Below are 21258 nucleotides of genomic sequence, written 5' to 3'. Positions count from 1 at the left end.
AATCACGGGTCCGCGATTCGAGTCGCGGCCTTTATTGAGGGAACGTTAGCATATCACAACTGAAATTACAGAAGTTCGCCCCCTTATCGGCGTGGTTCTGCCCAGCCTGCACGGGTTTTCTGCAGCCAGACGCCGCAACGCAGCGCGGCCTTCTGGATCCCGCCGGAAGGCCGCGAATTAGGAAACCGTTAGCGCCGAGACTCAGGCGCTCAGCTCCTGCCGGTTCAGGGCGCAATGCGACCACAGCGCGTCCATGGCGCGGACCAGCTTGTCCATCTCCTCGGGGCCATGCACCGGCGAGGGGGTGAAGCGCAGCCGCTCCGTGCCGCGCGGCACGGTGGGGAAGTTGATGGGCTGCACATAGATGCCGTAGCCGTCCAGCAGCATGTCCGACAGCTTCTTGGTGTGCACCGGATCGCCCACGATCACCGGCACGATATGGCTGCCATGATCGATGATCGGCAGGCCCATGCCCTTCAGCCGCAGCTTGAGGATCTTGGCCTGCGTCTGGTGCCGCGCGCGCAGCGTCTGGTCACGCTTCAGATGCGCGATGGAGGCGGCAGCCCCCGCCGCGATGGCAGGCGGCAGCGAGGTGGTGAAGATGAAGCCCGGCGCATAGGAGCGGATGGCGTCGCACATCTTGGCCGAGGCGGCGATATAGCCGCCGAACACGCCAAAGGCTTTGCCCAGCGTGCCGTTGATGATGTCGATCCGGTGCGCCAGCCCGTCGCGTTCGGCCACGCCGCCGCCGCGCGGGCCATACATCCCTACGGCGTGAACCTCGTCCAGATAGGTCAGCGCGTCGAATTCCTCCGCCAGATCGCAGATCGCGGCGATGGGGCCAAAATCGCCATCCATGGAATAGACCGATTCAAACGCGATCAGCTTCGGCGCCGCAGGGTCATCCGCCGCCAGCAGCGCGCGCAGATGGTCCAGATCATTGTGCCGGAAGATGCGCTTGGCCCCGCCATTGCGCTTGATGCCTTCGATCATCGAGGCGTGGTTCAGCTCGTCGGAATAGATGATGAGGCCGGGAAACAGCTTCGGCAGGGTCGACAGCGTGGCATCATTGGCGATGTAGGCCGAGGAAAAGACCAGCGACGATTCCTTGCCGTGCAGATCGGCCAGTTCCGCCTCCAGCCGCTTGTGATAGACCGTGGTGCCGGAAATGTTGCGCGTGCCGCCGGATCCCGCGCCGGTGGCATCGATGGCCTCGTGCATCGCCTCCAGCACGACAGGGTGCTGGCCCATGCCCAGATAATCGTTGCCGCACCACACGGTGATGGAGGTTTCGCTGCCATCGGGGCGGCGCCATGTGGCATGGGGGAAGTTGCCGTTCTTGCGCTCGATGTCGATGAAGGTGCGGTAGCGCCCTTCGACATGAAGACGGTTCAGGGCTTCGTCGAGCTTTGCGGTGTAAGTCACCGGCATCTCCTTCCTTCATCTGGCCCGCGACGTTGCGCGGTGTCTGCGGATTTCGGCGCCGCATTCACGTTTGCGAATACCTAGCGACGATGGCGCCGCATGTCCACGCTTTAGACCGAGACTAAGCGTCGCGGCTTTGATGTGTATCAAGACCTTCGGCGCAGCCCGCCTGCCCCGCGCCCGGCTCTGGACAGGGCGGACGCGGCTGGTAGGGTCACCGCGACCAAAAGAAGGAGCCCTCCCCCATGTCCCTCGACACCGTTCTGGCCCGCATCGACGGCGAGATGCCCGCAGCCCTCGACCGGCTGATGGATCTGCTGCGCATCCCCTCCATTTCCACCGACCCCGCCTACAAGCAGGCCTGCGACAGCGCCGCCGACTGGCTGGTGGCGGATCTGGCCAGTATGGGCATCGCGGCGGAAAAGCGCCCCACCCCCGGCCACCCGATGGTGGTGGGCCATGTGGACGGCCCCGGCCCGCATATCCTGTTCTACGGCCATTACGACGTGCAGCCGGTCGATCCGCTGGACCTGTGGGACCGCGATCCCTTCGATCCCGCGCTGGAAGAGACCGCCAAGGGGCAGGTGATCCGCGCCCGCGGCGCCTCGGATGACAAGGGCCAGCTGATGACCTTTCTGGAAGCCTGCCGCGCCTGGAAGGGCGTGCATGGCAGCCTGCCCTGCAAGATCACCTTCTTCTTCGAGGGCGAGGAGGAAAGCGGCTCGCCGTCGCTGGTGCCGTTCATGCAGGAGAATGCCGCAGAGCTGAAGGCCGATCTGGCGCTGATCTGCGACACCGGGCTGTTCCAGTCCAAGGCCCCCGCCATCATCACCCGCCTGCGCGGGCTTCTGGGGCAGGAGGTGACGATCCGCGGCGCCAGCAAGGATCTGCATTCGGGCATGTATGGCGGCGTGGCGATGAACCCGATCCGCGTGCTGACCCGCATCCTTGGCGGGCTGTTCGACGATAAGGGCCGCATTCAGGTGCCCGAGTTCTACGAGGGCGTGCCCGACCTGCCCGCCGAGATCGCGGCGCAGTGGCAGGCGCTGGATTTCGACGCCGCAGCATTTCTGGGCGATGTCGGCCTGTCGCAGCCTGCGGGCGAATCCGACCGCAGCCCGATCGAAATGATCTGGTCGCGCCCCACCGCCGAAATCAACGGCATCCGCGGCGGCTATGCCGGAGCGGGCTTCAAGACCGTGCTGCCCGCCGAGGCCTCCGCCAAGATCAGCTTCCGGCTGGTGGGCCAGCAGGATCCGCTGGCGATCCGCGAGAATTTTCAGGCTTGGGTGCGCGCGCAGGTGCCCGCCGATTGCAGCGTGACCTTCACCGATTACAGCGCCTCCGCCGCGTCGGAGATGGGCACCTCGCATCCCGCGTTTGAGCAGGCGCGCGCGGCGCTGGCGCAGGAATGGAACCAGCCCGCCGCCTATGCGGGCTGCGGCGGATCGATCCCGATCGCGGGCTATTTCCAGCAGATCCTTGGCATGGATGCCATGCTGGTGGGCTGGGGCAAGGATGACGACCAGCTGCATTCCCCCAACGAGAAATACGACCTCGAAAGCTTCCACAAGGGCATCCGCAGCTGGGCCCGGGTGCTGGACGCCGTCTCCCGGTAATCTCTGTGGCGGGGCCCAGCGGCCCCGCCCGCCCTGCGGCCCACATCAGCCGAAGCCCGCAAGGTCCGAAAATCCTGCGGAAAACTCGTCGAAAATGCCCGCGAAGAAACCCGGATCAGGCCTTATTCGCCGCCATAATTCGCCACAATCCTCCGACAAAGGTTAACGGAACCCGGCAGCCTTGTCCGGCGGCAGCGATTGGTCAGGGAGCAGGCCATGCAGAGATACGCGTTTCGCAAGCTGACCCATGACGACTTCATGCTGCGCGTGCAGCGGGTTGATCCACATTTCGCCCATCACGGCCACAGCGCGCCACGCACCCCCCGCAGCACCCTGCCCGTGCTCTCGCCGCTTCTGGGGTTTGGCTGGTTCTGGGTGGTCTTCACGCTGGCCCGCGATCCCGACCGCATCCGCGCCAGCCTGATGCAGGGCAGCCTGCCCAGCCAGCACCATGATGTCATCCTTGGCACGCTGGCCGCCATGCTGGCGGTCTCCGGCGTGATGATCCTGATCCATGGCCTGCGCTGCGTCCTGCGCCGCGGTCCCGCCCGCCGCAGCTCCGGCGGGCTGCTGGCGGGGGTGCTGGTGGCGGGCGCGCTGCTGCATACCCCCGGCCCGGTGCGCAGCCAGATCCTTGCGCTGGCCGAGGCACAGACAACCGGCGCAATCGCCGCCACGGAGGCGAGGCTGCGCAATCTGCTGCCCGGTCCGTCACAGGACGCCACCCTCTATCTCAGCGCCCTGGAGCCCTGAGCGCGGCGCTCAGACCATGCCGAAGAACCGCTCCGGCAGCAGATATTGCTGCCGGTAGTCGGGCAGGTCGAACTGCCAGAAGCCCGTCTCTCCCCGCGCGCGCCAGCTGCGATGCATCCGGCGGCGCACCCAGCCCAGATCGAACCCCTCCTGCAGCGGCAGGTCGGCAAACCCATCGAACAGCGCGCGATCCTCGCCGCGCGCCTGCGCGAACCAGTGCCGCCCGATCGCGGCCTCCTTCACCGCCACCCCCGCCGCCGCCGCCACGGCATTGCGGCGGTCCATCACCTCGGCATAGGTGGCGAAATCGCAGTATTTCAGATGCAGCAGATAGAGCGGATCGGGCGTGTGCAGCTTGCTGGCTTGGGTAAAATGCCCGCCCCGCGCGATCTTGGTGCCCAGCGACAGGATGCAGGGCTTGGAATAAAGCGGCGCCAGCCGCACGTGACGGCGCGGGCCAAGGATGACCTCCGTCACCGGATCGGGCTCCAGCTCGGGGCGGTGGATCACCTCCAGCCCCAGCGGTGTCAGCACCCGCCGCCCCGGCTGGTCCGCCAGCCAGTCCAGCAGCGATCCCTGCGCCGGATCCAGCACCACAAGCTCGTCGACATCGCCAACGATGACATGGGCGTAATAGCCGCGCAGCCCCGCCACCAGCCCGTTCAGCAGCCGCCAGCGCTTCATGTCGAAATTGGGATGCGGATCGCCGGGCAGACCGATGATGTTGCAGCCCGCCGCCAGCGCCGCCACCTCGGCCCCGCGCCCGTGATTGAGGACGTAACAGTTCTCGCGCCCCAGCAGCCCGCCATAATGGCGCAGCCATGCGCGCAGGAAAAAGACGTCGTCGCGCACCATGGTCACCGCCGCGGCCACCGTCTGCATGCCCTCTCCCCGGCTTGCGGCCCCCGGTCAGGCGGGCCAAGATCGCCCGAGCCTGACCCAGCCGCCGCCCAAGGACAAGCCCATGATCGCGCCCGACTTCCCCGAAACCGGCTGGCAGCTTGCCCCGACCGGTGCGCGCCTGACCCGGTTTCAGGTCTTTGGCGAACGCTCCACCGGCACGAATTTTGTCAAGCGGCTGATCGGGCGCAACACCGCGCTTGCCCCCACCGAAAGCTTCGGCTGGAAACACGGCTTTCCGCAGATGACCGTCCTGCCCGGGGATCTGCTGGTGGTCTGCACCTTCCGCCATGCTGCCGACTGGGCCAGATCCATGCATGCCAGACCATGGCACTGCCCGCCCGAGATGCAGGCCCTGCCCTTTTCCGACTTCCTGCGCGCCGAATGGCGCAGCATCGCCGACCGCCCCCGCTATTTCCCGCAGCTTGCCGCCGAAGGCGGCGAGGGCCAGCCGCTGCAGCAGGACCGCCACCCGCTCAGTGGCCGCCCCTTCGCCAATCTCTTCGCCCTGCGCCGCGCCAAGCAGGAGGCGCTGCTGGGCTTCCTCCATCGCGGCGCCTCGGTGCTGCTCTGCCGGCTTGAATCGGTGCAGGCGGCGCCGGAAAGCTTCCTGCACGGCCTGCGCCACGGGCTGGCGCTGCCCGCCGCCCCCTATCGCCCGGTCACCAGACGACTCGGCACCCGGTTCCGCCCCGCCGTCACGCCGCGCCCGGACACCCCGCCCGCGCTCGCACCCGAGGATCTGGCCTTCCTGACAGGCCATCTCGACCTCGCAACCGAAGCCGCCCTCGGCTACCGCTACACGGCTTCATCTTGCCCCTAAACTCCGGGGGAGTCTGCGCCTCCGCGCAGACGGGGGCAGAGCCCCCTTGCACGTTCCAAGTCTGCCTGTGGCAGACGGGGCAGAGCCTCCTTGCACATTCGCTGTCTGCCTGTGGCAGACGGGAGGCAGAGCCCCCTGCACGCTCCCTGTCCGCCTGTGGCAGACGGGAGGCAGAGCCCCCTGCACGTTCCCTGTTTGCCTGTGGCAGACGGGGGCAGAGCCCCCTGCATGTTCCCTGTCCGCCTGTGGCAGACGGGGGCAGAGCCCCCTGCACGTTCGCTGTCCCCCTGTGGCAGACGGGGCAGCCCCTCTCACCGCTGACACACAGACCGCTGCCCCCAAACGCAAGAACGGCGCCCGAAGGGCGCCGCTCGTGAAATCCGCGAGGGATCGGAAGGCCTCAGGAGGCTTCCTTGATGAACTTGACCGCGTCGCCGAAGGTCTGGATGGTCTCGGCGGCGTCATCGGGGATCTCGATGCCGAACTCTTCTTCGAAGGCCATCACGAGCTCCACGGTGTCGAGGCTGTCAGCGCCCAGATCGTCGATGAAGGAGGCGCTCTCGGTCACCTTGTCCTCTTCGACGCCCAGATGCTCTACCACGATCTTGCGCACGCGATCAGGGATATCGCTCATTCTTAAGTCCTCACATGTCTCCGGGTCATTCGACCCATCTCTTGCCCTCGCCCCACCGGGGTGGCTGCTCCATCCGCCCGGGCTCCGGACGGCTCAGACCCGGCAGAACCGGGAGCGGCCTCGTGGCACGGCACCCGCACCTACCCGGCCTCATTCCTTTGCGCGCCTATAGCATACGGATGCGGGATGGCAAATGCTTTCCACCCGCCCGCCTGCGGGCGGCTTACAGCATCGCCATGCCGCCGTTCACATGCAGCGTGGCGCCGGTCACATAGGCCGCTTCGGGGCTGGCCAGATACAGCACCGCCGCCGCGATCTCCTCGGCATGGCCCATGCGGCCCGCCGGGATCTGCGCCATGATCGCGGCTTTCTGCTCGTCATTAAGCTTGTCGGTCATCGCCGTCTCGATGAAGCCCGGCGCCACCGCATTGGCGGTGATGCCCCGGCTTGCCACCTCATAGGCCAGCGATTTGGTCATGCCGACCAGACCGGCCTTGGCGGCGGCATAGTTGCCCTGACCGGGATTGCCCGTGGCGCCGACGATGGAGGAGATGTTGACGATCCGCCCCCAGCGCGCCTTCATCATGCCGCGCAGCACCGCCTTGCAGAGCCGGAAATTGGCGGTCAGGTTCACGTCCAGCACCTGCTGCCATTCGTCCTCGGACATGCGCATGAACAGGTTGTCGCGGGTGATGCCCGCATTGTTCACCAGAATGTCGACGGCACCCATGGCCTCGGCGGCGCGTTTGGGCAGGGCGGTCACCGCCTCGGCATCGCCCAGATCGCAGGGCAGCACATGGGCGCGGCTGCCAAGCTCTTCGGCCAGCGCCTGCAGCGGCGCCTCGCGCGTGCCCGACAGCGCCACCGTGGCGCCCGCGCCGTGCAGCGCCTTGGCGATGGCGCCGCCAATGCCGCCGGAAGCCCCGGTGATCAGCGCGCTTTTCCCAGTCAGATCAAACATGGCTGCGTGGTCCTTTCAAACGATGCGGGTCTGGCCGCAGGGGATCTTCTGCGGCGGGTCTGGCCGCATATGGCATCGCGCAGGCAGCGGGGCAACCTTGCCCGCCCGCCCGCGCCGGATCAGCCGGCAAGCGCTGCTGCTGCGGCGCGCACCTCGTCGGGCGTGCCGATGCTGCGCTGCACGCTGTCGCGGCGGATGCGCTTGACCATGCCCGACAGCGCCTTGCCCGCACCGATCTCCCAGAACTCGGCCACGCCCTCGGCGGCCATCACCTCCACCGACTCGCGCCAGCGCACCGATCCGGTGACCTGCTGCACCAGCAGCTCGCGGATCTGCTCGGGCGTGCTGACGGGGGCCGCCAGCACATTGGCCACCAGCGGCACCTCGGGTGTGCTGATCGTCACCTCCGCCAGCGCCGCCGCCATGGCCTCGGCGGCGGGCGCCATCAGCGCACAATGGAAAGGCGCGCTGACCGGCAGCAGCAGCGCGCGCTTGGCGCCGCGCGCCTTTGCGATGTCCAGCGCCCGCTCCACCGCCGCCTTGTGGCCGGAAATCACCACCTGCGCCGGATCGTTGTCATTGGCGGCCTCGCAGATCTCGCCCTGCGCCGCTTCTGCCGCCACCTCGCGCGCCGTGGCGAGATCAAGCCCCAGCAGCGCCGCCATGGCGCCCACGCCCACCGGCACCGCCGCCTGCATCGCCTGCCCGCGCAGCCGCAGCAGCCGCGCGCTGTCGGCCAGCGCCAGCGCGCCCGCTGCGGTCAGGGCGGAATATTCGCCCAGCGAATGCCCGGCCACAAAGGATGCCGCCGCGATGGTCACGCCTTCGCTTTCCAGCGCGCGCATCGCCGCCATCGAGGTCGCCATCAGCGCGGGCTGGGCGTTCTGCGTCAGCGTCAGCGTCTCGATGTCGCCCTCCCAGATCAGCCCGGACAGGTTCTCCCCCAGCGCCGCGTCCACCTCGTCAAACACCGCCTGCGCGGCGGGATAGGCCTCGGCCAGCGCCCGGCCCATGCCGATGGTCTGCGCCCCCTGACCGGGGAAAATGAAGGCTCGCGCCATGTGTCTCTCTCCTCAACTGCCGCTCCGGGCTCTTGGGGGCGCTGCATACAAGCCCCCAGCCCCCCGCGCAACGCCCGCGCACCGCTGCTGTGCGCTGACGGAGATTGCCCGCAGCCCGGTTTGCCCCGATCTGTGCCCCGCGCCAGCCAAGGACTCCGCCATGACCCTGACCAATTCCCCCCGCCGCTACGGCACCATCGCCCGCAGCCTGCACTGGATCACCGCCACCGGCATCCTCGTGATGTTCCCGCTGGGCTGGGCCGCGCATCTGGCGCCATGGCAGACCGAGGCGGAGCTTGCGCTCAAGGCGCAGCTGTTCTCCATCCACAAGACGCTGGGCGTGGCGCTGATCCTCGTGGCGCTGCTGCGGGTGCTCTGGGCGCTCAGCCAGCCCCGGCCCGCGCCGCTGCATCCCGGACGCCGGATCGAGACGCTGCTGGCCGAAACCGTGCACTGGGCGCTTTATGCCGCCCTGATCCTCGTGCCGCTGTCGGGCTGGATCGCCCATGCCGCCACCACCGGCTTTGCCCCCATCCTCTGGCCCTTCGGGCAGGATCTGCCCTTCGTGCCGAAATCCGACGCGCTGGCCCATGGCGCGGCCACGGTGCATCTGCTGTCGCAATGGCTGCTCGCGGCGGTGCTGGGGCTGCATGTGGCGGGTGCTGTCAAACACGCGGTCATCGACCGCGACGCCACGCTGGCCCGCATGTGGCGCGGTACGCCCGCAGGCCAGCCCGCCCCCCATCGCGGCCTTGCCGCCATAGCGCTGGCGCTGGCGCTCTGGGGGGTGGTGCTGGGCGGCGGTGCGGCAGCCGGGCTTTACAGCACCGACCGGCCCGATCCCGTCCCGGCGCTCGCCGCCGCCCCCTCCGACTGGCAGGTGACCGAAGGCGCGCTGGCGCTGCGCCTGCGCCAGATGGGCCGCGAGATCGAGGGCGAGTTTTCCAGCTGGACCGCCGCCATCACCTTCGAGCCGCGCGACAGCGAAGGCCCGGCGGGCGAGGTCACGGTGGTGATCGCCATCCCCTCGCTGACGCTGGGCTCGGTCAGCCAGCAGGCCATGGGCGCGGATTTTTTCGCCGCCGACAGCTTTCCCACCGCCACCTTCACGGCAACTCTGCTGCGCCGCGCCGAAGATTACCTTGCCCGCGGCACCCTGAGCCTGCGCGGGGTCGAACAGCCGCTGGACCTGCCCTTCACCCTGCGCCTCGACGGGGACAAGGCGGTGATGCTGGGCAGCACGGTGATCGACCGCCGCAGCTTCGGCATCGGCGAGACCATGTCCGACGGGGACCAGCTGGGGTTCGAGGTGGCGGTGGACGTGGCGCTCAGCGCCACCCGCGCGCCCCGGCCCTAGCGTTTCCTTCGGCCCCAAATATCCCGGGGGACTCCGCCGCAGGCGGAGGGGGGCAGCGCCCCCTGCCCCCGTCTCCGCCCGCGCCCCGCCCGGGTCCGCGCAAGCCTCTGGATCGGCCCTGCGGCGCGTGGTAACGCAGACGTCATGACAAAGATCACGCTTCGCCGCCCCGACGACTGGCACCTGCATCTGCGCGATGGCGCAATGCTGGCCGCCATGGCCCCCGAATCCGCCCGCCATTTCGCGCGCGCCATCATCATGCCCAATCTGGTGCCCCCCGTGGTCACCGGCGCCGAGGCGGCCGCCTATCGCGACCGCATCCGCGCCGCCCTGCCCGAGGGCAGCGATTTCACCCCGCTGATGACGCTCTACCTGACCGAGGCCACCGATCCCGACGATCTGGCCCGCGCCCATGCCGAAGGCATCGTGACGGCGGCCAAGCTCTATCCGGCGGGCGCCACCACCAATTCCGCCTCCGGCGTGCGCGATTTCGACAAGGTGCGCCCGGTGCTGGAGCGCATGGCCGAAATCGGCATGCCGCTCTGCGTGCATGGCGAGGTGGTGGATGCGGAGATCGACATCTTCGACCGCGAGGCGGTGTTCATCGACCGCGTGCTTGACCCGATCCGCCGCGCCACGCCGGGGCTGCGGGTGGTGATGGAACATATCACCACCAGACAGGGCGTGGACTATGCCCGCTCGGGCGGGGCAGATCTGGGCGCCACCATCACCACGCATCATCTGGTGCTCAACCGCAACCACATCCTCGTGGGCGGCATCCGGCCGCATTATTACTGCCTGCCCGTCGCCAAGCGCGAGGAACACCGGCTTGCGCTGCGCGCCGCCGCCACCTCGGGCGAGGGCTGCTTTTTCCTTGGCACCGACAGCGCCCCGCATGTGGACGCCGCCAAGGAAAGCGGCTGCGGCTGCGCGGGCTGTTTCACCGCCACCAACACGCTGTCAGTTCTGGCGGAGGTGTTCGAGCAGGACGGCGCGCTGGACCGGCTCGAGGCCTTCACCTCGCTGAACGGTCCGGCCTTCTATGGCCTGCCCGCCAACGAGGCGCGCGTGGTGCTGCAGCGCGGCGAGCCGGTCAGCTACCCCGCCCGGATCGAGACCGGCGCAGGGCCGGTCACCGTCTTCGATCCCGGTTTCCCGCTGCACTGGCGGGTGCTCTGATCCGGCGCGGCGCCGGTGACAAAGTCGGCGGGGGGCTCTGCCCCCCGTCCGCGCGGGGCGCGGCCTCCCCCCGGGATATTTTTCCCAAGAAGAAGCCACAGGCGGCAATCCGGCCTTCTCCGGCGCGCACATTCGGGCTAAGTCGGGCGCGGTCCGAAACAGGAGTAGCCCGATGATCCCCACCTCGCATCCTTCATCCGAAGACATGGCCCGGCTGACTGCCCGCATGTTGTGGGACATCGGCGCGGTGCATTTCATGGGGGAGGAGCCGTTCAAGCTGGCCTCCGGCCTACCCTCGCCGGTCTATATCGACTGCCGCAGGCTGATCTCCTTTCCGCGCATCCGCTCGACGCTGATGGATTTCCTGACCGCCAAGGTGATGCGCGACGCGGGCTTCGAGGCCTTCGACAATGTCGCGGGCGGCGAGACGGCGGGCATTCCCTTTGCGGCGCTGGTCGCCGAGCGCATGGGCCTGCCCATGACCTATGTGCGCAAGAAGCCCAAGGGCTATGGCCGCAACGCCCGCATCGAAGGCGTGATGACCGAAGGCAGCCGGGTGCTGCTGGTCGAGGATCTGACCACCGATGGCGGCAGCAAGCTGTCCTTCGTCGACGCGATCCGCGAGACCGGCGCCACCTGCGGCCATACGGCGGTGATCTTCTATTACGGCATCTTCTCCGAAACCGAAAAGACGCTCGGCGATCACGGCGTGGCGCTGCATTATCTCTGCACCTGGCATGACGTGCTGGCCGAGGCCAAGTCGCGCGGCACCTTCAGCGCCGAGACGCTGACGGCGGTGGAGGCGTTCCTGACCGATCCGCGCAAATGGCAGGCGGAAAACGGCCAGTCCGCCTGAGGCGGCAGGGCGGCGCGACTCGCGGCAGATGTCAAGATTTGGGGGGAGCACAGGACTGTGCTACCCTATCTGTGGCGCGTAGATTTATCCACAGGGTTTTCCCGGCCCTATCCCCGCACTTGTTCCCCTTGGTGGACCACCGCCATCTGGCGTAGGGACGGGGATGGGGCCATCCGGACAAGAGGCAGAGCACATGAACGACGCAAGCATCTTCAATCCGACGGGCGTGGAGATCGAACAGGCCGAAACCATGCCGCATTCGATCGAGGCCGAGCAGCAGCTGCTTGGCGCGATCCTGACCAACAATGACGTCTATGACCGGGTTGCGGCCATCCTTGGCGCGCAGCATTTCTACGATCCCGTGCATGCCCGCATCTTCGAGATCGCGGCGGCGCGGATTTCCAAGAACAACCTCGCCTCTCCGGTCACGCTCAAGGCCTTCATGGAGGAGGACGAGGGGCTGAAGGAACTGGGCGGCCCCGCCTATCTGGCGCGGCTGGCGGGGGCGGCGGTGTCGTCCTTTGCGGTGCGCGATTACGCGCAGATGATCTATGATCTGGCGGTGCGTCGCGACCTGATCCGGCTGGGCCGCGACATTTCCGCCAAGGCGGCGCGGGTCGACGTGCGGTCAGAGCCGCGCGAGCAGATCGTGGAGGCCGAACAGGCGCTCTACAAGCTGGCCGAACAGGGCCAGAGCGAGGGCGGCTTCCAGTCCTTCCTGCGCGCCGTCACCGATGCGGTGAACATGGCCAATGCCGCCTATCAGCGCGAAGGCGGGCTGGCGGGCGTGTCCACCGGGCTGGTCGATCTGGACAAGAAGCTGGGCGGGCTGCACCCGTCGGACCTGCTGATCCTTGCCGGGCGCCCGTCGATGGGCAAGACGTCGCTGGCCACCAACATCGCCTTCAACGTCGCCAAGGCCTACAAGCGCGGGCTGCGCCCCGATGGCAGCGAAGGCACGGTGGATGGCGGCGTGGTGGGCTTCTTCTCGCTGGAAATGTCGGCGGAACAGCTGGCGGCGCGGATCCTGTCGGAAGCGGCGGAGGTGCCGTCGGAACAGATCCGCCGTGGCGACATGACCGAGGCCGAATTCCGCCGCTTCGTCGATGCCGCAAAAAGCCTTGAAGCCTGTCCGCTCTTTATCGACGACACGCCCGCGATTCCCATCGCGCAGCTTGCCGCCCGCGCGCGGCGGCTGAAGCGGACGCATGGGCTGGACGTGCTGATGGTCGACTACCTGCAGCTGGTGCGCGGCACCGCCGAGAACCGGGTCAACGAGATCGCCGAGATCTCCATGGGGCTCAAGGCCATCGCCAAGGAACTGAACGTGCCGGTGGTGGCGCTGTCGCAGCTGAGCCGTCAGGTGGAAAGCCGCGAGGACAAGCGCCCGCAGCTGTCGGATCTGCGCGAATCGGGCTCCATCGAACAGGATGCCGACGTGGTGATGTTCGTGTTCCGCGAGGAATATTACGTCGAACGCGAAAAGCCTTCCGATGACCGGCTGGACGAAATGGCGGCATGGCAGGAGCGCATGGAGCGCCTGCATGGCAAGGCCGAAGTCATCATCGGCAAGCAGCGGCACGGGCCGATCGGGTCGGTGGATCTGTCCTTCGAGGGCCGGTTCACCCGCTTCGGCAACCTCGTGCGGCCTTGGCAGAACGGCGAAGGCGACAATTTCTGAAGAAAAGGCCCCGCAGGACGGGGCCTTTTTTATGCCTCCCCTGCGGGAGCGCCGCCCAAGGGCGGCACGCGGCGGCGGGTCAGCCGAAAAGCTCGTGCGCGAGATCCAGCGCCTCCACCAGCGCGTCGACCTCGGCTTCGGTGTTGTAGAGCCCAAAGGAGGCGCGGCAGGTGGCCGTGAGGCCCAGATGGTCCATCAGCGGCCCCGCGCAGTGATGGCCCGCGCGCACCGCCACGCCTTTTTTGTCGAGGATGGTGGAGATGTCATGCGCATGGGCCGCGCCGTCCAGCGTGAAGGAAAAGATCGCGGCCTTGCCCGGGGCCTTGCCCTGCACGTTCAACCAGTTGAGCCCGTCGAGCCGGTCGCGCGCATAGGCGGCGATCTTGGCCTCATGCGCCGCGACATTCTCCATGCCCAGATCCATCAGGTAATCCAGCGCCACGCCCAGACCGATCTGCGACACGATGCCGGGCGTGCCCGCCTCGAATTTCATCGGCGGGTCGGCATAGGTGATCTGGTCCTTGTGGACCTCGCGGATCATGTCGCCGCCCCCCATGAAGGGGATCATCTCATCCATGCGGGCGCGGCGGATCCAGATCGCGCCAGAGCCGGAAGGACCGTAAAGCTTGTGCCCGGTCACCGCATAGAAATCGCAGCCCAGATCCTCGACATTGACCGGCATGTGAACCGCGCCCTGCGAGCCGTCCACCAGCACCGGCACGCCCTGCGCGCGGGCGGCGGCGCTGATCGTCTTCACGTCCACCACCGTGCCCAGCACGTTGGACAGATGCGTGATCGCCACCAGCTTGGTGCGGGGGGTGATGGCATCGATCACCTTCTGCGGATCAAGCGCGCCGACCGCATCCACATCGACCCATTTCAGCACCACGCCCAGCCGTTCGCGCAGGAAATGCCACGGCACGATATTGGCGTGATGTTCCATCACCGACAGCACGATTTCATCGCCCGCCTGCAGCCGCGGCATGGCCCAGCCATAGGCGACAAGGTTGATGCCCATGGTGGAGCCGGTGGTGAACACCACCTCCTCCTCGTCGCGGGCGCCCAGAAAGCGGGCGACGGTGCCGCGCACGGATTCGTATTTGTCGGTGGCAAGGTTGCTGAGGTAATGCAGCCCGCGATGCACGTTGGAATATTCTTCGGAATAGGCGCGGGTCACGGCATCGATCACCACCTTCGGCTTCTGGGCCGAGGCGCCATTGTCGAGATAGACCAGCGGCCTGCCGTTCACCTGCCGGGACAGGATCGGGAAGTCTTCGCGGATTTTCATCACGTCATACATAACCAGCCATCCTGTCCGGCGTGATCCCCAGCAGGGGAAGAAGAAGCGTCAGCGCCAGCATCAGGCCGACCGTGGCCAGCACCAGCACCAGAATTGCCTTGAGCGGGCTGTTCAGCCCATGCGCCACGTCAAGGAAATTGACCACGATCCACAGCCCGGCCACCAGCGCCGCCATGACCAGAACCGCCGCCAGCGCCCCCGACAGCCCCGCCACCAGCGCCACCCCCAGCTGCGCCAGCGCACGCAGCGCCTGCAGCCAGATCAGCAGCACGGCCACATCCTGCATCCGCCCGGTGCCGCCGACCACCCGGCCCGCCCAAGTCATGAAGAAGATGGTGGCGGCCAGCATCATCGCCAGCAGCGCCGCCATCACCCCCGGGCCAAACCCCAGCGGCATGGCGCCGGCGGTGCCGCCCATGGCCTGCATCCCGCCCACCAGCAGCGCGTTCAGCACCACCACCAGCGCAAAGCCGGTCAGCAGCACCTCGCGCGGCAGGTTCAGCGCCAGAAGCAGCCGCGCCACCTCCTGTGGCGCCGTCAGCGTCTGCGCGGCAAGGCGCAGAAATCCGGATATGGTCATGCCTGACCCTCGCGTTCGGCCACGGTCAGGCTGCGCAGCCAGAACCACAGAAAGATGACGAACCAGAGCAGCCCGACCAGCATCAGCTGCGGCCCCGGCCCCATGAATCCCGCCACCAGCCCGTTGAGCAGCAGCAGCGGCGAGGCGGCCAGAAGGCTCCAGAACAGCGCAAGCCGCGCGCCATAACCGGTGCCACGCCCGCCAAAGACCCGCGCGACCAGATGGCTGAGCGCGGCAAGCCCGTAGAACAGCAGCGGCGCCAGCACCAGCCAGCCCAGCAGGGCGCCCCCCATCAGCGGGTTCGGATCGACGCCGTCCAGATGCGCCTGCCGCGCCTGCGCGGGCAGCTGCGCCACGAAGAACAGCGCGCAGGCGGCCATGATGAACATCAGCGCGCGATCCTCGCGGGGGCCCTGCGCCAGCAGGCGGCGCATGACGGCACCGGGCCCCCGATAGGTCGCGACGATCTCGCGCGACAGCGACATCAGCCGCGACGCCGACCCAGCCACGCCTCGACGCGGGCGTTGATCTCGGCCTGAAGATCTTCGTTCTCGATCTCCATCACCGCCTCGGCGATGAAGGCGATGGTCAGCAGATCCTCGGCGATGCCGCGCGGCAGACCCCGGGCCCGCAGATAGAACAGACCGTCCTCGTCGATGGCGCCAGAGGTGGAGCCATGCGAACAGGCCACGTCATCGGCATAGATCTCCAGCTCGGGCTTGGCCAGAAACTGGCTGTCGCCATCCAGAAGCAGCGACTGGCTGATCTGGTAGCCGTCGGTTTTCTGCGCGCCGGGCTTCACGAGGATCTTGCCCTGAAACACGCCGACGCCGCCGTTGCGCAGCACCTTCTTGAACACCTGACGGCTTTCGCAGTTCACCGCGTCATGGGTGATGAACACCGTGTCGTCATGGTGGAAATCGCCATCGCCCAGACAGGCGCCCGCGATATGCGCCACCGCGTCATCGCCGGTCAGTTCCACCACGCAGTCATTGCGGGTCAGCACGCCGTTCATGGTCAGCGTAAAGGTCTTGAAGGTGCTTTCCGTGCCCAGCCGGGCAAAGATATGCGTGGCCGCGCGGCGGTCATGCTCGCGCCCCTGCACCCGCACATGGTGAAAGCCCGCGCCATCGGCCACGTCGACTTCCATCACCTTGTTCAGGCGCGCGGCGGCGGGGCCGTTTTCCAGCAGCGTGACATCGCCGCCTTCTTCGACCTTCACCACATGGTGCAGGATCACGTCGGACCGCTCGTCGGCATGGCGGTAGATCAGGTTGACCGGCTTTGCCACCTTGCCGGTGACGCGGATCAGCAGCCCGTCGCTGGCAAAGGCGGTGTTGAGCGCGGCCAGCGGCCGCTGCACCGGGGTCTGGCCATGGGTTTCCAGACGGCCATACAGATCCTTGGCCCAGTGGATGTCGGGCGCATCGGCGAGCCGGTCGATGGTCAGCCCCTCCAGCGTCAGATCGTCCGAGGCTTCGGCATCAAACACCCCGTCCACGAACACGATGGACAGCCGGTCGGTGCCGTCGAACAGCGGCACCTCGTCATCGGCGACCACCTTTGCAACGGGCGCCTCTGCGGCCACCAGCGTGTCGGGGCGGGTGTATTTCCAGTATTCGTCGCGCGCCCCGGGCAGGCCCATGGCCCGCACCCGGTCCAGCGCTTCGGCGCGGGCGGGGCCGGACCAGCCGCCTTCGGGCAGGCTGAGCGCGGCCAGCCGCGCCTCTGTCGCGGTCTGTTTCGCTTGCGGCAGCGCCATGGTCACGCCTCCTCCACCAGATCGGCATAGCCGTTCTGTTCGACTTCCAGTGCCAGTTCCGGCCCGCCCGTCTTCACGATGCGGCCATTGGACATGATGTGCACCACGTCGGGTTTGATGTGGTCCAGCAGGCGCTGGTAATGGGTGATGACCAGAAAGCCCCGGCCCTCGTCGCGCAGCGCGTTCACGCCGTCAGCCACCAGCCGCATCGCATCCACGTCGAGCCCGGAATCGGTCTCGTCCAGAATGCACATCTTCGGCTCCAGCATGGCCATCTGCAGGATTTCGTTGCGCTTCTTCTCGCCGCCGGAAAATCCCACGTTCACGGGACGCTTCAGCATCTCGGCGTCGATCTTCAGGCTGGCGGCCTTTTCGCGCACCACCTTCAGGAACTCGGTGGAGGACATTTCCTCCTGCCCGCGCGCCTTGCGCTGTGCGTTCACCGCCGTGCGCAGGAAGGTCATGTTGCCCACGCCGGGAATTTCCACCGGATACTGGAAGGCCAGAAACAGCCCGGCTGCCGCGCGGTCCTCGGGCTCCATCTCCAGCAGGTCGACGCCGTCCAGCGTGGCACTGCCGTCGGTCACCGTGTAGCCGTCCTTGCCGGACAGCACATAGGACAGGGTGGATTTGCCCGACCCGTTCGGCCCCATGATGGCATGCACCTTGCCCGCCTCGACGGTCAGGTCGACACCCTTGAGGATCTGCTTGTCCTCTTCTTCCAGCTTCACCTGAAGGTTCTTGATTTCCAGCATGTTTTTCTCCTTCGTGCGGTCAGGGCCGCACCATCAGCTTCATGATCCCCAAGAGCCGCTTCACCGGGAAGGGCTGGGGGACGATCTCGAACCGGGCCATGCGCCCGGTCATCTGCGGTGGGCCGAGATACTCCTCGACCCGGTGATATTGCGGGCGCTGGCCGTAATCGTCGAACAGCAGCACCAGCGGCGCCTCGGTCAGAAAGGCCGTGGCCAGCGCGCAGCCCTCGCGGAAGCGGCCATCCACCAGCACCACATCGGGCTGGCGGAATTCCGGCAGCGACCAGACCTGCAGCGGATAGTCCGGAAAGCTGCGCCATGCGCTGTCATCGACCGGATGGCCCCATTCCTTGGTCGGCCCGATATCGGACCAGATCACATCTACCTCGGTGCCGGTGGCGGGCGGGTGCTCGGTGAACCAGCGGCGCATCATCTGCGCCCAGTCCATGTCCGACTCCACGGAAAAGACCGTCTTGCCGCGCATCTCCGAGGCCAGCACCGTCGAGCCACCCGATCCGTATTCAAGGATCACCCGCGCGCGCGCATAGACATCGCGCAGCAGCGCCGCCTCCGCCTCGGGCAGGGTCAGCTGCGGGCGCGGCAGGGCGTCGCCACTCACCGGATCACCGCCATGGCGCTGATCCTGCGCGTTCCCTGCAAGCTCATGCTGGCCATCCTCAACACCTTTCCCGGGGCCCGCGCCCTAGCCCGCCGTCACGGCATAAAGCGCCATTGTCACGATCAGCGCGACCCCTCCGGCGGCGCTGGCGGTCAGGATCACCGATCCCCCCAGCAGCCCGCCGCTGCGGCCCTGCCGCTTGCGCAGGCCAAGCCCGAGAAGCAGGCCAAGGAACACGCCCAGACCCACGCCGGCAGATTGCTGCACAAGCTCCTGCATCACGCGCCTGCCCTCAGCCTACCGAGCCTTCAAGGCTGATCGCCACCAGCGCCTGCGCTTCCATGGCAAACTCCATGGGCAGGGCCTGCAGCACCTCGCGGCAGAAGCCGTTGACGACCAGCGCCACCGCCTCTTCCTCGTCCATGCCGCGGCTGCGGCAGTAGAACAGCTGGTCGTCATCGACCTTCGACGTGGTGGCCTCGTGCTCCACCCGGCTCGAATTGTTCTTCACCTCGATGTAAGGCACCGTATGCGCCCCGCATTTGTCGCCGATCAGCAGGCTGTCGCACTGGGTGTAGTTGCGCGAATTCTTCGCCTTGGGATGCATCGACACCAGACCGCGATAGGTGTTCTGCGCCACCCCCGCCGAAATGCCCTTGGACACGATGCGCGAGCGCGTGTCGCGGCCCAGATGGATCATCTTGGTGCCGGTATCGGCCTGCTGGCGGTTGTTGGTGATGGCGATGGAATAGAACTCGCCCTGGCTTTCATTGCCGCGCAGGATGCAAGAGGGGTATTTCCACGTCACCGCCGACCCGGTCTCCACCTGCGTCCACATCACCTTGGCCCGGTCGCCCCGGCAGTCGGCGCGCTTGGTCACGAAGTTGTAGATGCCGCCACGGCCTTCCTCGTCGCCGGGGAACCAGTTCTGCACGGTGGAATATTTCACCTCCGCGTCTTCCTCGATGACGATCTCCACCACCGCCGCATGCAGCTGCGCGGTGTCGCGCTTGGGGGCGGTGCAGCCTTCCAGATAGCTGACATAGCTGCCCTTGTCGGCAATGATCAGCGTGCGTTCGAACTGCCCGGTATTCTCCGCATTGATGCGGAAATAGGTGGACAGCTCCATCGGGCAGCGCACCCCCGGCGGCACATAGACGAAGGAGCCATCGGAAAACACCGCGCTGTTGAGCGTGGCGTAATAGTTGTCCGACACCGGCACCACGGATCCGAGGTATTTCTTCACCAGCTCGGGGTGCTCGCGGATCGCCTCCGAAATCGAACAGAAGATGACGCCCGCCTTCTTCAGCTCTTTCTGGAAGGTGGTGCCGACGCTGACGCTGTCGAACACCGCATCCACCGCGACCTTGCGGCCTTCGGCGGGGGCGGACTCGGCGCCTTCGACCCCGGCAAGGATCATCTGCTCTTTCAGCGGAATCCCCAGCTTTTCATAGGTCGCCAGCAGCTTGGGATCGACCTCGTCCAGCGATTTGGGCTTCTCGGCCATGCTTTTTGGCCGTGCATAGTAATACTGGTCCTGAAAGTCGATCTTGGGATAGCTGACCATCGCCCAGTCGGGCTCCGTCATCTTGGTCCAGCGCTCGAACGCCGCCAGCCGCCACTCGGTCATCCATTCCGGCTCGCCGTTCTTTTCCGAGATCAGCCGCACGATGTCCGGCGACAGCCCTTTCGGGGCGTATTCCATCTCGATGTCGGTGTTCCAGCCGTATTTATAGGTCGAAATCTTCTCGACCGCGTCCACCGTTTCCTGTTCGACACCGTCCTTGACGGTGACATTGTCAAAAGCTGCCATGAGCCTTGTCTCCTGTCGTCGCAGACCGCCCAAAGCGGCCGGCCTGTCCTCACGCGCGAGGCGCGGGGCGTTTCCTGAACTGTCGCAGCCACGCCTCGGCGAAGCGCAGCACATCCTCTTCCGTCGTGTCGGGCCCAAGGCTGACGCGGATCGCCGATCCCGCCACCTCGTCCCCGTATCCCATCGCCCGCAGCACGCGGGAGGCGCGGACCTTGCCACTGGAACAGGCCGATCCCGCCGAAATGGCGAACCCCGCCAGATCCATCTGCATCACCTGCGTCTCGCCCTTCCAGCCGGGGCTGGCAAAACAGGACGTGTTGGGCAGGCGCGGCGCATCTTTCCCGACAAAAATAGTGCCTGTCGCGCCGTCCGCAATCACATTCTCTAGAATGTTTCTAAATTTCTCGACCGGAGCCCAGACTCCCTCCGCCAGATCCCGGGCCGCCGCCTCCGCCGCAGCGCCGAACCCGGCGATGCCGGGCAGGTTCTCGGTGCCCGCGCGGCGCCCCTGCTCCTGCCCGCCGCCACGCATCTGCGCCGCCAGATCGGTGCCGCGCCGCAGCACCAGCGCCCCCACGCCCTTGGGCCCGCCCAGCTTGTGCGCCGATACCAGCACCATCTCCGCCCCCGACCAGCCAAAGGCGAAGGGGATTTTGCCAAAGCCCTGCGTCGCATCAACCACGGCCAGCCCGCCGGGCAGATCCTGCACCACGCCCGTCTCGGAATTGGCAAGCTGCAGCGCCGTGCGCGCGGGATCGGCCACCGTCACGCGCCCCTGCCCGTCCACCGGCAGATCGCCCGCCACCCATGCCGCCACCGCGTCATGCTCGATATCGCCCGCCTGCAGGCCGCGTCCGGCACAGGCCAGCGCCGCCGCCTCGGTCGCACCCGAGACAAAGACCACATCCGCCCCGTCCGCCCCCAGCGCCGAGGCAACCTGCGCCCGCGCCCGTTCGACCAGCGACTTGGCCGCGCGGCCCTCGCCATGCACCGAAGACGGGTTGCCCGTCACGTCCAGCGCCGCGATCATCGCCGCCCGCGCCTCGGGCCGCAGCGGCGCCGTGGCATTCCAGTCCAGATAGACCCGGCTCATGCCCCGCCCCGCAGCTTCCAGCGGCCATAAATATCCCGGGGGAGGTCGCGCGCGAGCGCGGCCGGGGGCAGAGCCCCCCCCTTAAAA

At 67.2% G+C, this 21258-nt stretch carries 21 protein-coding genes; 7 read left to right on the top strand and 14 right to left on the bottom strand.

Translation table 11 applies throughout. The features are described 5' to 3' along the window. Positions 1-201: 201 nt before the first annotated feature. A complete protein-coding gene (gene hemA, locus BLR51_RS19165) occupies positions 202-1425 on the bottom strand; it encodes a 5-aminolevulinate synthase (RefSeq protein ID WP_089850015.1) in 1224 nt (407 codons plus the stop codon). A gap of 245 nt (positions 1426-1670) precedes the next feature. Between hemA and BLR51_RS19160 the strand changes: the two genes are divergently transcribed. Together BLR51_RS19160 and BLR51_RS19155 are read left to right on the top strand one after the other, a co-directional pair. Next, the gene (locus BLR51_RS19160) at positions 1671-3044 is read left to right on the top strand and encodes a M20/M25/M40 family metallo-hydrolase (RefSeq protein ID WP_089849984.1); all 1374 of its coding nucleotides are present in this window, start codon (positions 1671-1673) and stop codon (positions 3042-3044) included. A 216-nt stretch (positions 3045-3260) separates the two neighbouring features. Beyond that, positions 3261-3797 carry a hypothetical protein gene (locus tag BLR51_RS19155; protein ID WP_089849982.1) on the top strand — a complete coding sequence of 179 codons (537 nt, stop codon included), beginning with the start codon at positions 3261-3263 and terminating at the stop codon, positions 3795-3797. Between the two features lie 9 nt (positions 3798-3806). Here BLR51_RS19155 and BLR51_RS27470 read toward each other — a convergent pair whose 3' ends face one another. Beyond that, positions 3807-4679 carry a glycosyltransferase family protein gene (locus BLR51_RS27470; protein WP_089849981.1) on the bottom strand — a complete coding sequence of 291 codons (873 nt, stop codon included), beginning with the start codon at positions 4677-4679 and terminating at the stop codon, positions 3807-3809. Between the two features lie 82 nt (positions 4680-4761). Here BLR51_RS27470 and BLR51_RS19145 point away from each other — a divergent pair, with 82 nt between their 5' ends. Beyond that, positions 4762-5520 carry a hypothetical protein gene (locus tag BLR51_RS19145; protein ID WP_089850014.1) on the top strand — a complete coding sequence of 253 codons (759 nt, stop codon included), beginning with the start codon at positions 4762-4764 and terminating at the stop codon, positions 5518-5520. Positions 5521-5920: 400 nt separating this feature from the next. On the opposite strand, the gene BLR51_RS19140 is transcribed toward BLR51_RS19145, so the two are convergent. From BLR51_RS19140 to fabD, 3 genes are all read right to left on the bottom strand, one after another. Next, complete coding sequence (locus BLR51_RS19140; protein ID WP_007800270.1) at positions 5921-6154, bottom strand: acyl carrier protein; 234 nt, start codon at positions 6152-6154, stop codon at positions 5921-5923. A 223-nt stretch (positions 6155-6377) separates the two neighbouring features. Then, a complete protein-coding gene (gene fabG, locus BLR51_RS19135; RefSeq protein WP_089849979.1) occupies positions 6378-7115 on the bottom strand; it encodes a 3-oxoacyl-ACP reductase FabG in 738 nt (245 codons plus the stop codon). A 119-nt stretch (positions 7116-7234) separates the two neighbouring features. Further along, positions 7235-8176 (bottom strand): ACP S-malonyltransferase, encoded by a 942-nt coding sequence (fabD, locus tag BLR51_RS19130; RefSeq protein WP_089849977.1) that lies wholly within the window; start codon positions 8174-8176, stop codon positions 7235-7237. A gap of 160 nt (positions 8177-8336) precedes the next feature. Between fabD and BLR51_RS19125 the strand changes: the two genes are divergently transcribed. The 4 genes from BLR51_RS19125 to BLR51_RS19110 all read left to right on the top strand — a co-directional run bounded on the left by BLR51_RS19125 (position 8337) and on the right by BLR51_RS19110 (position 13249). Then, a complete protein-coding gene (locus BLR51_RS19125; RefSeq protein WP_089849975.1) occupies positions 8337-9533 on the top strand; it encodes a cytochrome b/b6 domain-containing protein in 1197 nt (398 codons plus the stop codon). Positions 9534-9677: 144 nt separating this feature from the next. Beyond that, on the top strand, positions 9678-10712 hold the full coding sequence (gene pyrC / locus BLR51_RS19120; protein ID WP_089849973.1) for a dihydroorotase: 1035 nt from the start codon (positions 9678-9680) through the stop codon (positions 10710-10712). 172 nt (positions 10713-10884) lie between these two features. Beyond that, entirely contained in the window at positions 10885-11568 is a 684-nt protein-coding gene (locus BLR51_RS19115; RefSeq protein ID WP_089849972.1) for an orotate phosphoribosyltransferase, read from the top strand. 193 nt (positions 11569-11761) lie between these two features. Beyond that, positions 11762-13249 (top strand): replicative DNA helicase, encoded by a 1488-nt coding sequence (locus BLR51_RS19110; RefSeq protein WP_089849970.1) that lies wholly within the window; start codon positions 11762-11764, stop codon positions 13247-13249. Positions 13250-13328: 79 nt separating this feature from the next. Here BLR51_RS19110 and BLR51_RS19105 read toward each other — a convergent pair whose 3' ends face one another. From BLR51_RS19105 to BLR51_RS19065, 9 genes are all read right to left on the bottom strand, one after another. Beyond that, positions 13329-14549, bottom strand: a complete 1221-nt coding sequence (locus BLR51_RS19105) for a cysteine desulfurase (RefSeq protein WP_089849967.1) — start codon at positions 14547-14549, stop codon at positions 13329-13331. Beyond that, a complete protein-coding gene (locus BLR51_RS19100; protein WP_110506217.1) occupies positions 14542-15129 on the bottom strand; it encodes a YIP1 family protein in 588 nt (195 codons plus the stop codon). The genes BLR51_RS19105 and BLR51_RS19100 overlap by 8 nt, the downstream gene beginning before the upstream one ends. Then, a complete protein-coding gene (locus BLR51_RS19095; RefSeq protein ID WP_089850009.1) occupies positions 15126-15614 on the bottom strand; it encodes a YIP1 family protein in 489 nt (162 codons plus the stop codon). Before BLR51_RS19095 ends, BLR51_RS19100 begins: the two co-directional genes overlap by 4 nt. Then, complete coding sequence (locus BLR51_RS19090; RefSeq protein ID WP_089849965.1) at positions 15614-16891, bottom strand: SufB/SufD family protein; 1278 nt, start codon at positions 16889-16891, stop codon at positions 15614-15616. The genes BLR51_RS19095 and BLR51_RS19090 overlap by 1 nt, the downstream gene beginning before the upstream one ends. Before the next feature lie 2 nt (positions 16892-16893). After that, positions 16894-17646, bottom strand: coding sequence for a Fe-S cluster assembly ATPase SufC (gene sufC / locus BLR51_RS19085; RefSeq protein ID WP_089849963.1), 753 nt, complete (start codon positions 17644-17646; stop codon positions 16894-16896). 19 nt (positions 17647-17665) lie between these two features. Further along, on the bottom strand, positions 17666-18265 hold the full coding sequence (locus BLR51_RS19080) for a hypothetical protein (protein WP_230796843.1): 600 nt from the start codon (positions 18263-18265) through the stop codon (positions 17666-17668). 84 nt (positions 18266-18349) lie between these two features. Beyond that, positions 18350-18544, bottom strand: coding sequence for a hypothetical protein (locus tag BLR51_RS19075; protein WP_230796844.1), 195 nt, complete (start codon positions 18542-18544; stop codon positions 18350-18352). Between the two features lie 13 nt (positions 18545-18557). Beyond that, complete coding sequence (sufB, locus tag BLR51_RS19070; protein ID WP_089849958.1) at positions 18558-20078, bottom strand: Fe-S cluster assembly protein SufB; 1521 nt, start codon at positions 20076-20078, stop codon at positions 18558-18560. A gap of 49 nt (positions 20079-20127) precedes the next feature. After that, positions 20128-21171, bottom strand: a complete 1044-nt coding sequence (locus BLR51_RS19065; protein ID WP_089849956.1) for a cysteine desulfurase family protein — start codon at positions 21169-21171, stop codon at positions 20128-20130. Between the last annotated feature and the right edge of the window lie 87 nt (positions 21172-21258).

This window comes from Salipiger marinus (genome assembly GCF_900100085.1).
GTDB lineage: Bacteria > Pseudomonadota > Alphaproteobacteria > Rhodobacterales > Rhodobacteraceae > Salipiger > Salipiger marinus.
Note: the sequence above shows the minus strand (reverse complement) of the source record. Positions and strands in the feature narration are given on the sequence as shown.

Bases quoted from the DNA above. Each gene is read 5' to 3' on its own strand.
- BLR51_RS19090 (WP_089849965.1), bottom strand. From the start codon at position 16,891: ATGGCGCTGCCGCAAGCGAAACAGACCGCGACAGAGGCGCGGCTGGCC.
- fabD (WP_089849977.1), bottom strand. From the start codon at position 8,176: ATGGCGCGAGCCTTCATTTTCCCCGGTCAGGGGGCGCAGACCATCGGC.
- BLR51_RS19145 (WP_089850014.1), top strand. From the start codon at position 4,762: ATGATCGCGCCCGACTTCCCCGAAACCGGCTGGCAGCTTGCCCCGACC.
- sufB (WP_089849958.1), bottom strand. From the start codon at position 20,078: ATGGCAGCTTTTGACAATGTCACCGTCAAGGACGGTGTCGAACAGGAA.
- BLR51_RS19155 (WP_089849982.1), top strand. From the start codon at position 3,261: ATGCAGAGATACGCGTTTCGCAAGCTGACCCATGACGACTTCATGCTG.
- BLR51_RS19075 (WP_230796844.1), bottom strand. From the start codon at position 18,544: ATGCAGGAGCTTGTGCAGCAATCTGCCGGCGTGGGTCTGGGCGTGTTC.
- BLR51_RS19115 (WP_089849972.1), top strand. From the start codon at position 10,885: ATGATCCCCACCTCGCATCCTTCATCCGAAGACATGGCCCGGCTGACT.
- BLR51_RS19100 (WP_110506217.1), bottom strand. From the start codon at position 15,129: ATGACCATATCCGGATTTCTGCGCCTTGCCGCGCAGACGCTGACGGCG.
- pyrC (WP_089849973.1), top strand. From the start codon at position 9,678: ATGACAAAGATCACGCTTCGCCGCCCCGACGACTGGCACCTGCATCTG.
- sufC (WP_089849963.1), bottom strand. From the start codon at position 17,646: ATGCTGGAAATCAAGAACCTTCAGGTGAAGCTGGAAGAAGAGGACAAG.
- BLR51_RS19125 (WP_089849975.1), top strand. From the start codon at position 8,337: ATGACCCTGACCAATTCCCCCCGCCGCTACGGCACCATCGCCCGCAGC.
- BLR51_RS19095 (WP_089850009.1), bottom strand. From the start codon at position 15,614: ATGTCGCTGTCGCGCGAGATCGTCGCGACCTATCGGGGGCCCGGTGCC.
- fabG (WP_089849979.1), bottom strand. From the start codon at position 7,115: ATGTTTGATCTGACTGGGAAAAGCGCGCTGATCACCGGGGCTTCCGGC.
- BLR51_RS19160 (WP_089849984.1), top strand. From the start codon at position 1,671: ATGTCCCTCGACACCGTTCTGGCCCGCATCGACGGCGAGATGCCCGCA.
- BLR51_RS19110 (WP_089849970.1), top strand. From the start codon at position 11,762: ATGAACGACGCAAGCATCTTCAATCCGACGGGCGTGGAGATCGAACAG.
- BLR51_RS27470 (WP_089849981.1), bottom strand. From the start codon at position 4,679: ATGCAGACGGTGGCCGCGGCGGTGACCATGGTGCGCGACGACGTCTTT.
- BLR51_RS19065 (WP_089849956.1), bottom strand. From the start codon at position 21,171: ATGAGCCGGGTCTATCTGGACTGGAATGCCACGGCGCCGCTGCGGCCC.
- BLR51_RS19140 (WP_007800270.1), bottom strand. From the start codon at position 6,154: ATGAGCGATATCCCTGATCGCGTGCGCAAGATCGTGGTAGAGCATCTG.
- BLR51_RS19105 (WP_089849967.1), bottom strand. From the start codon at position 14,549: ATGTATGACGTGATGAAAATCCGCGAAGACTTCCCGATCCTGTCCCGG.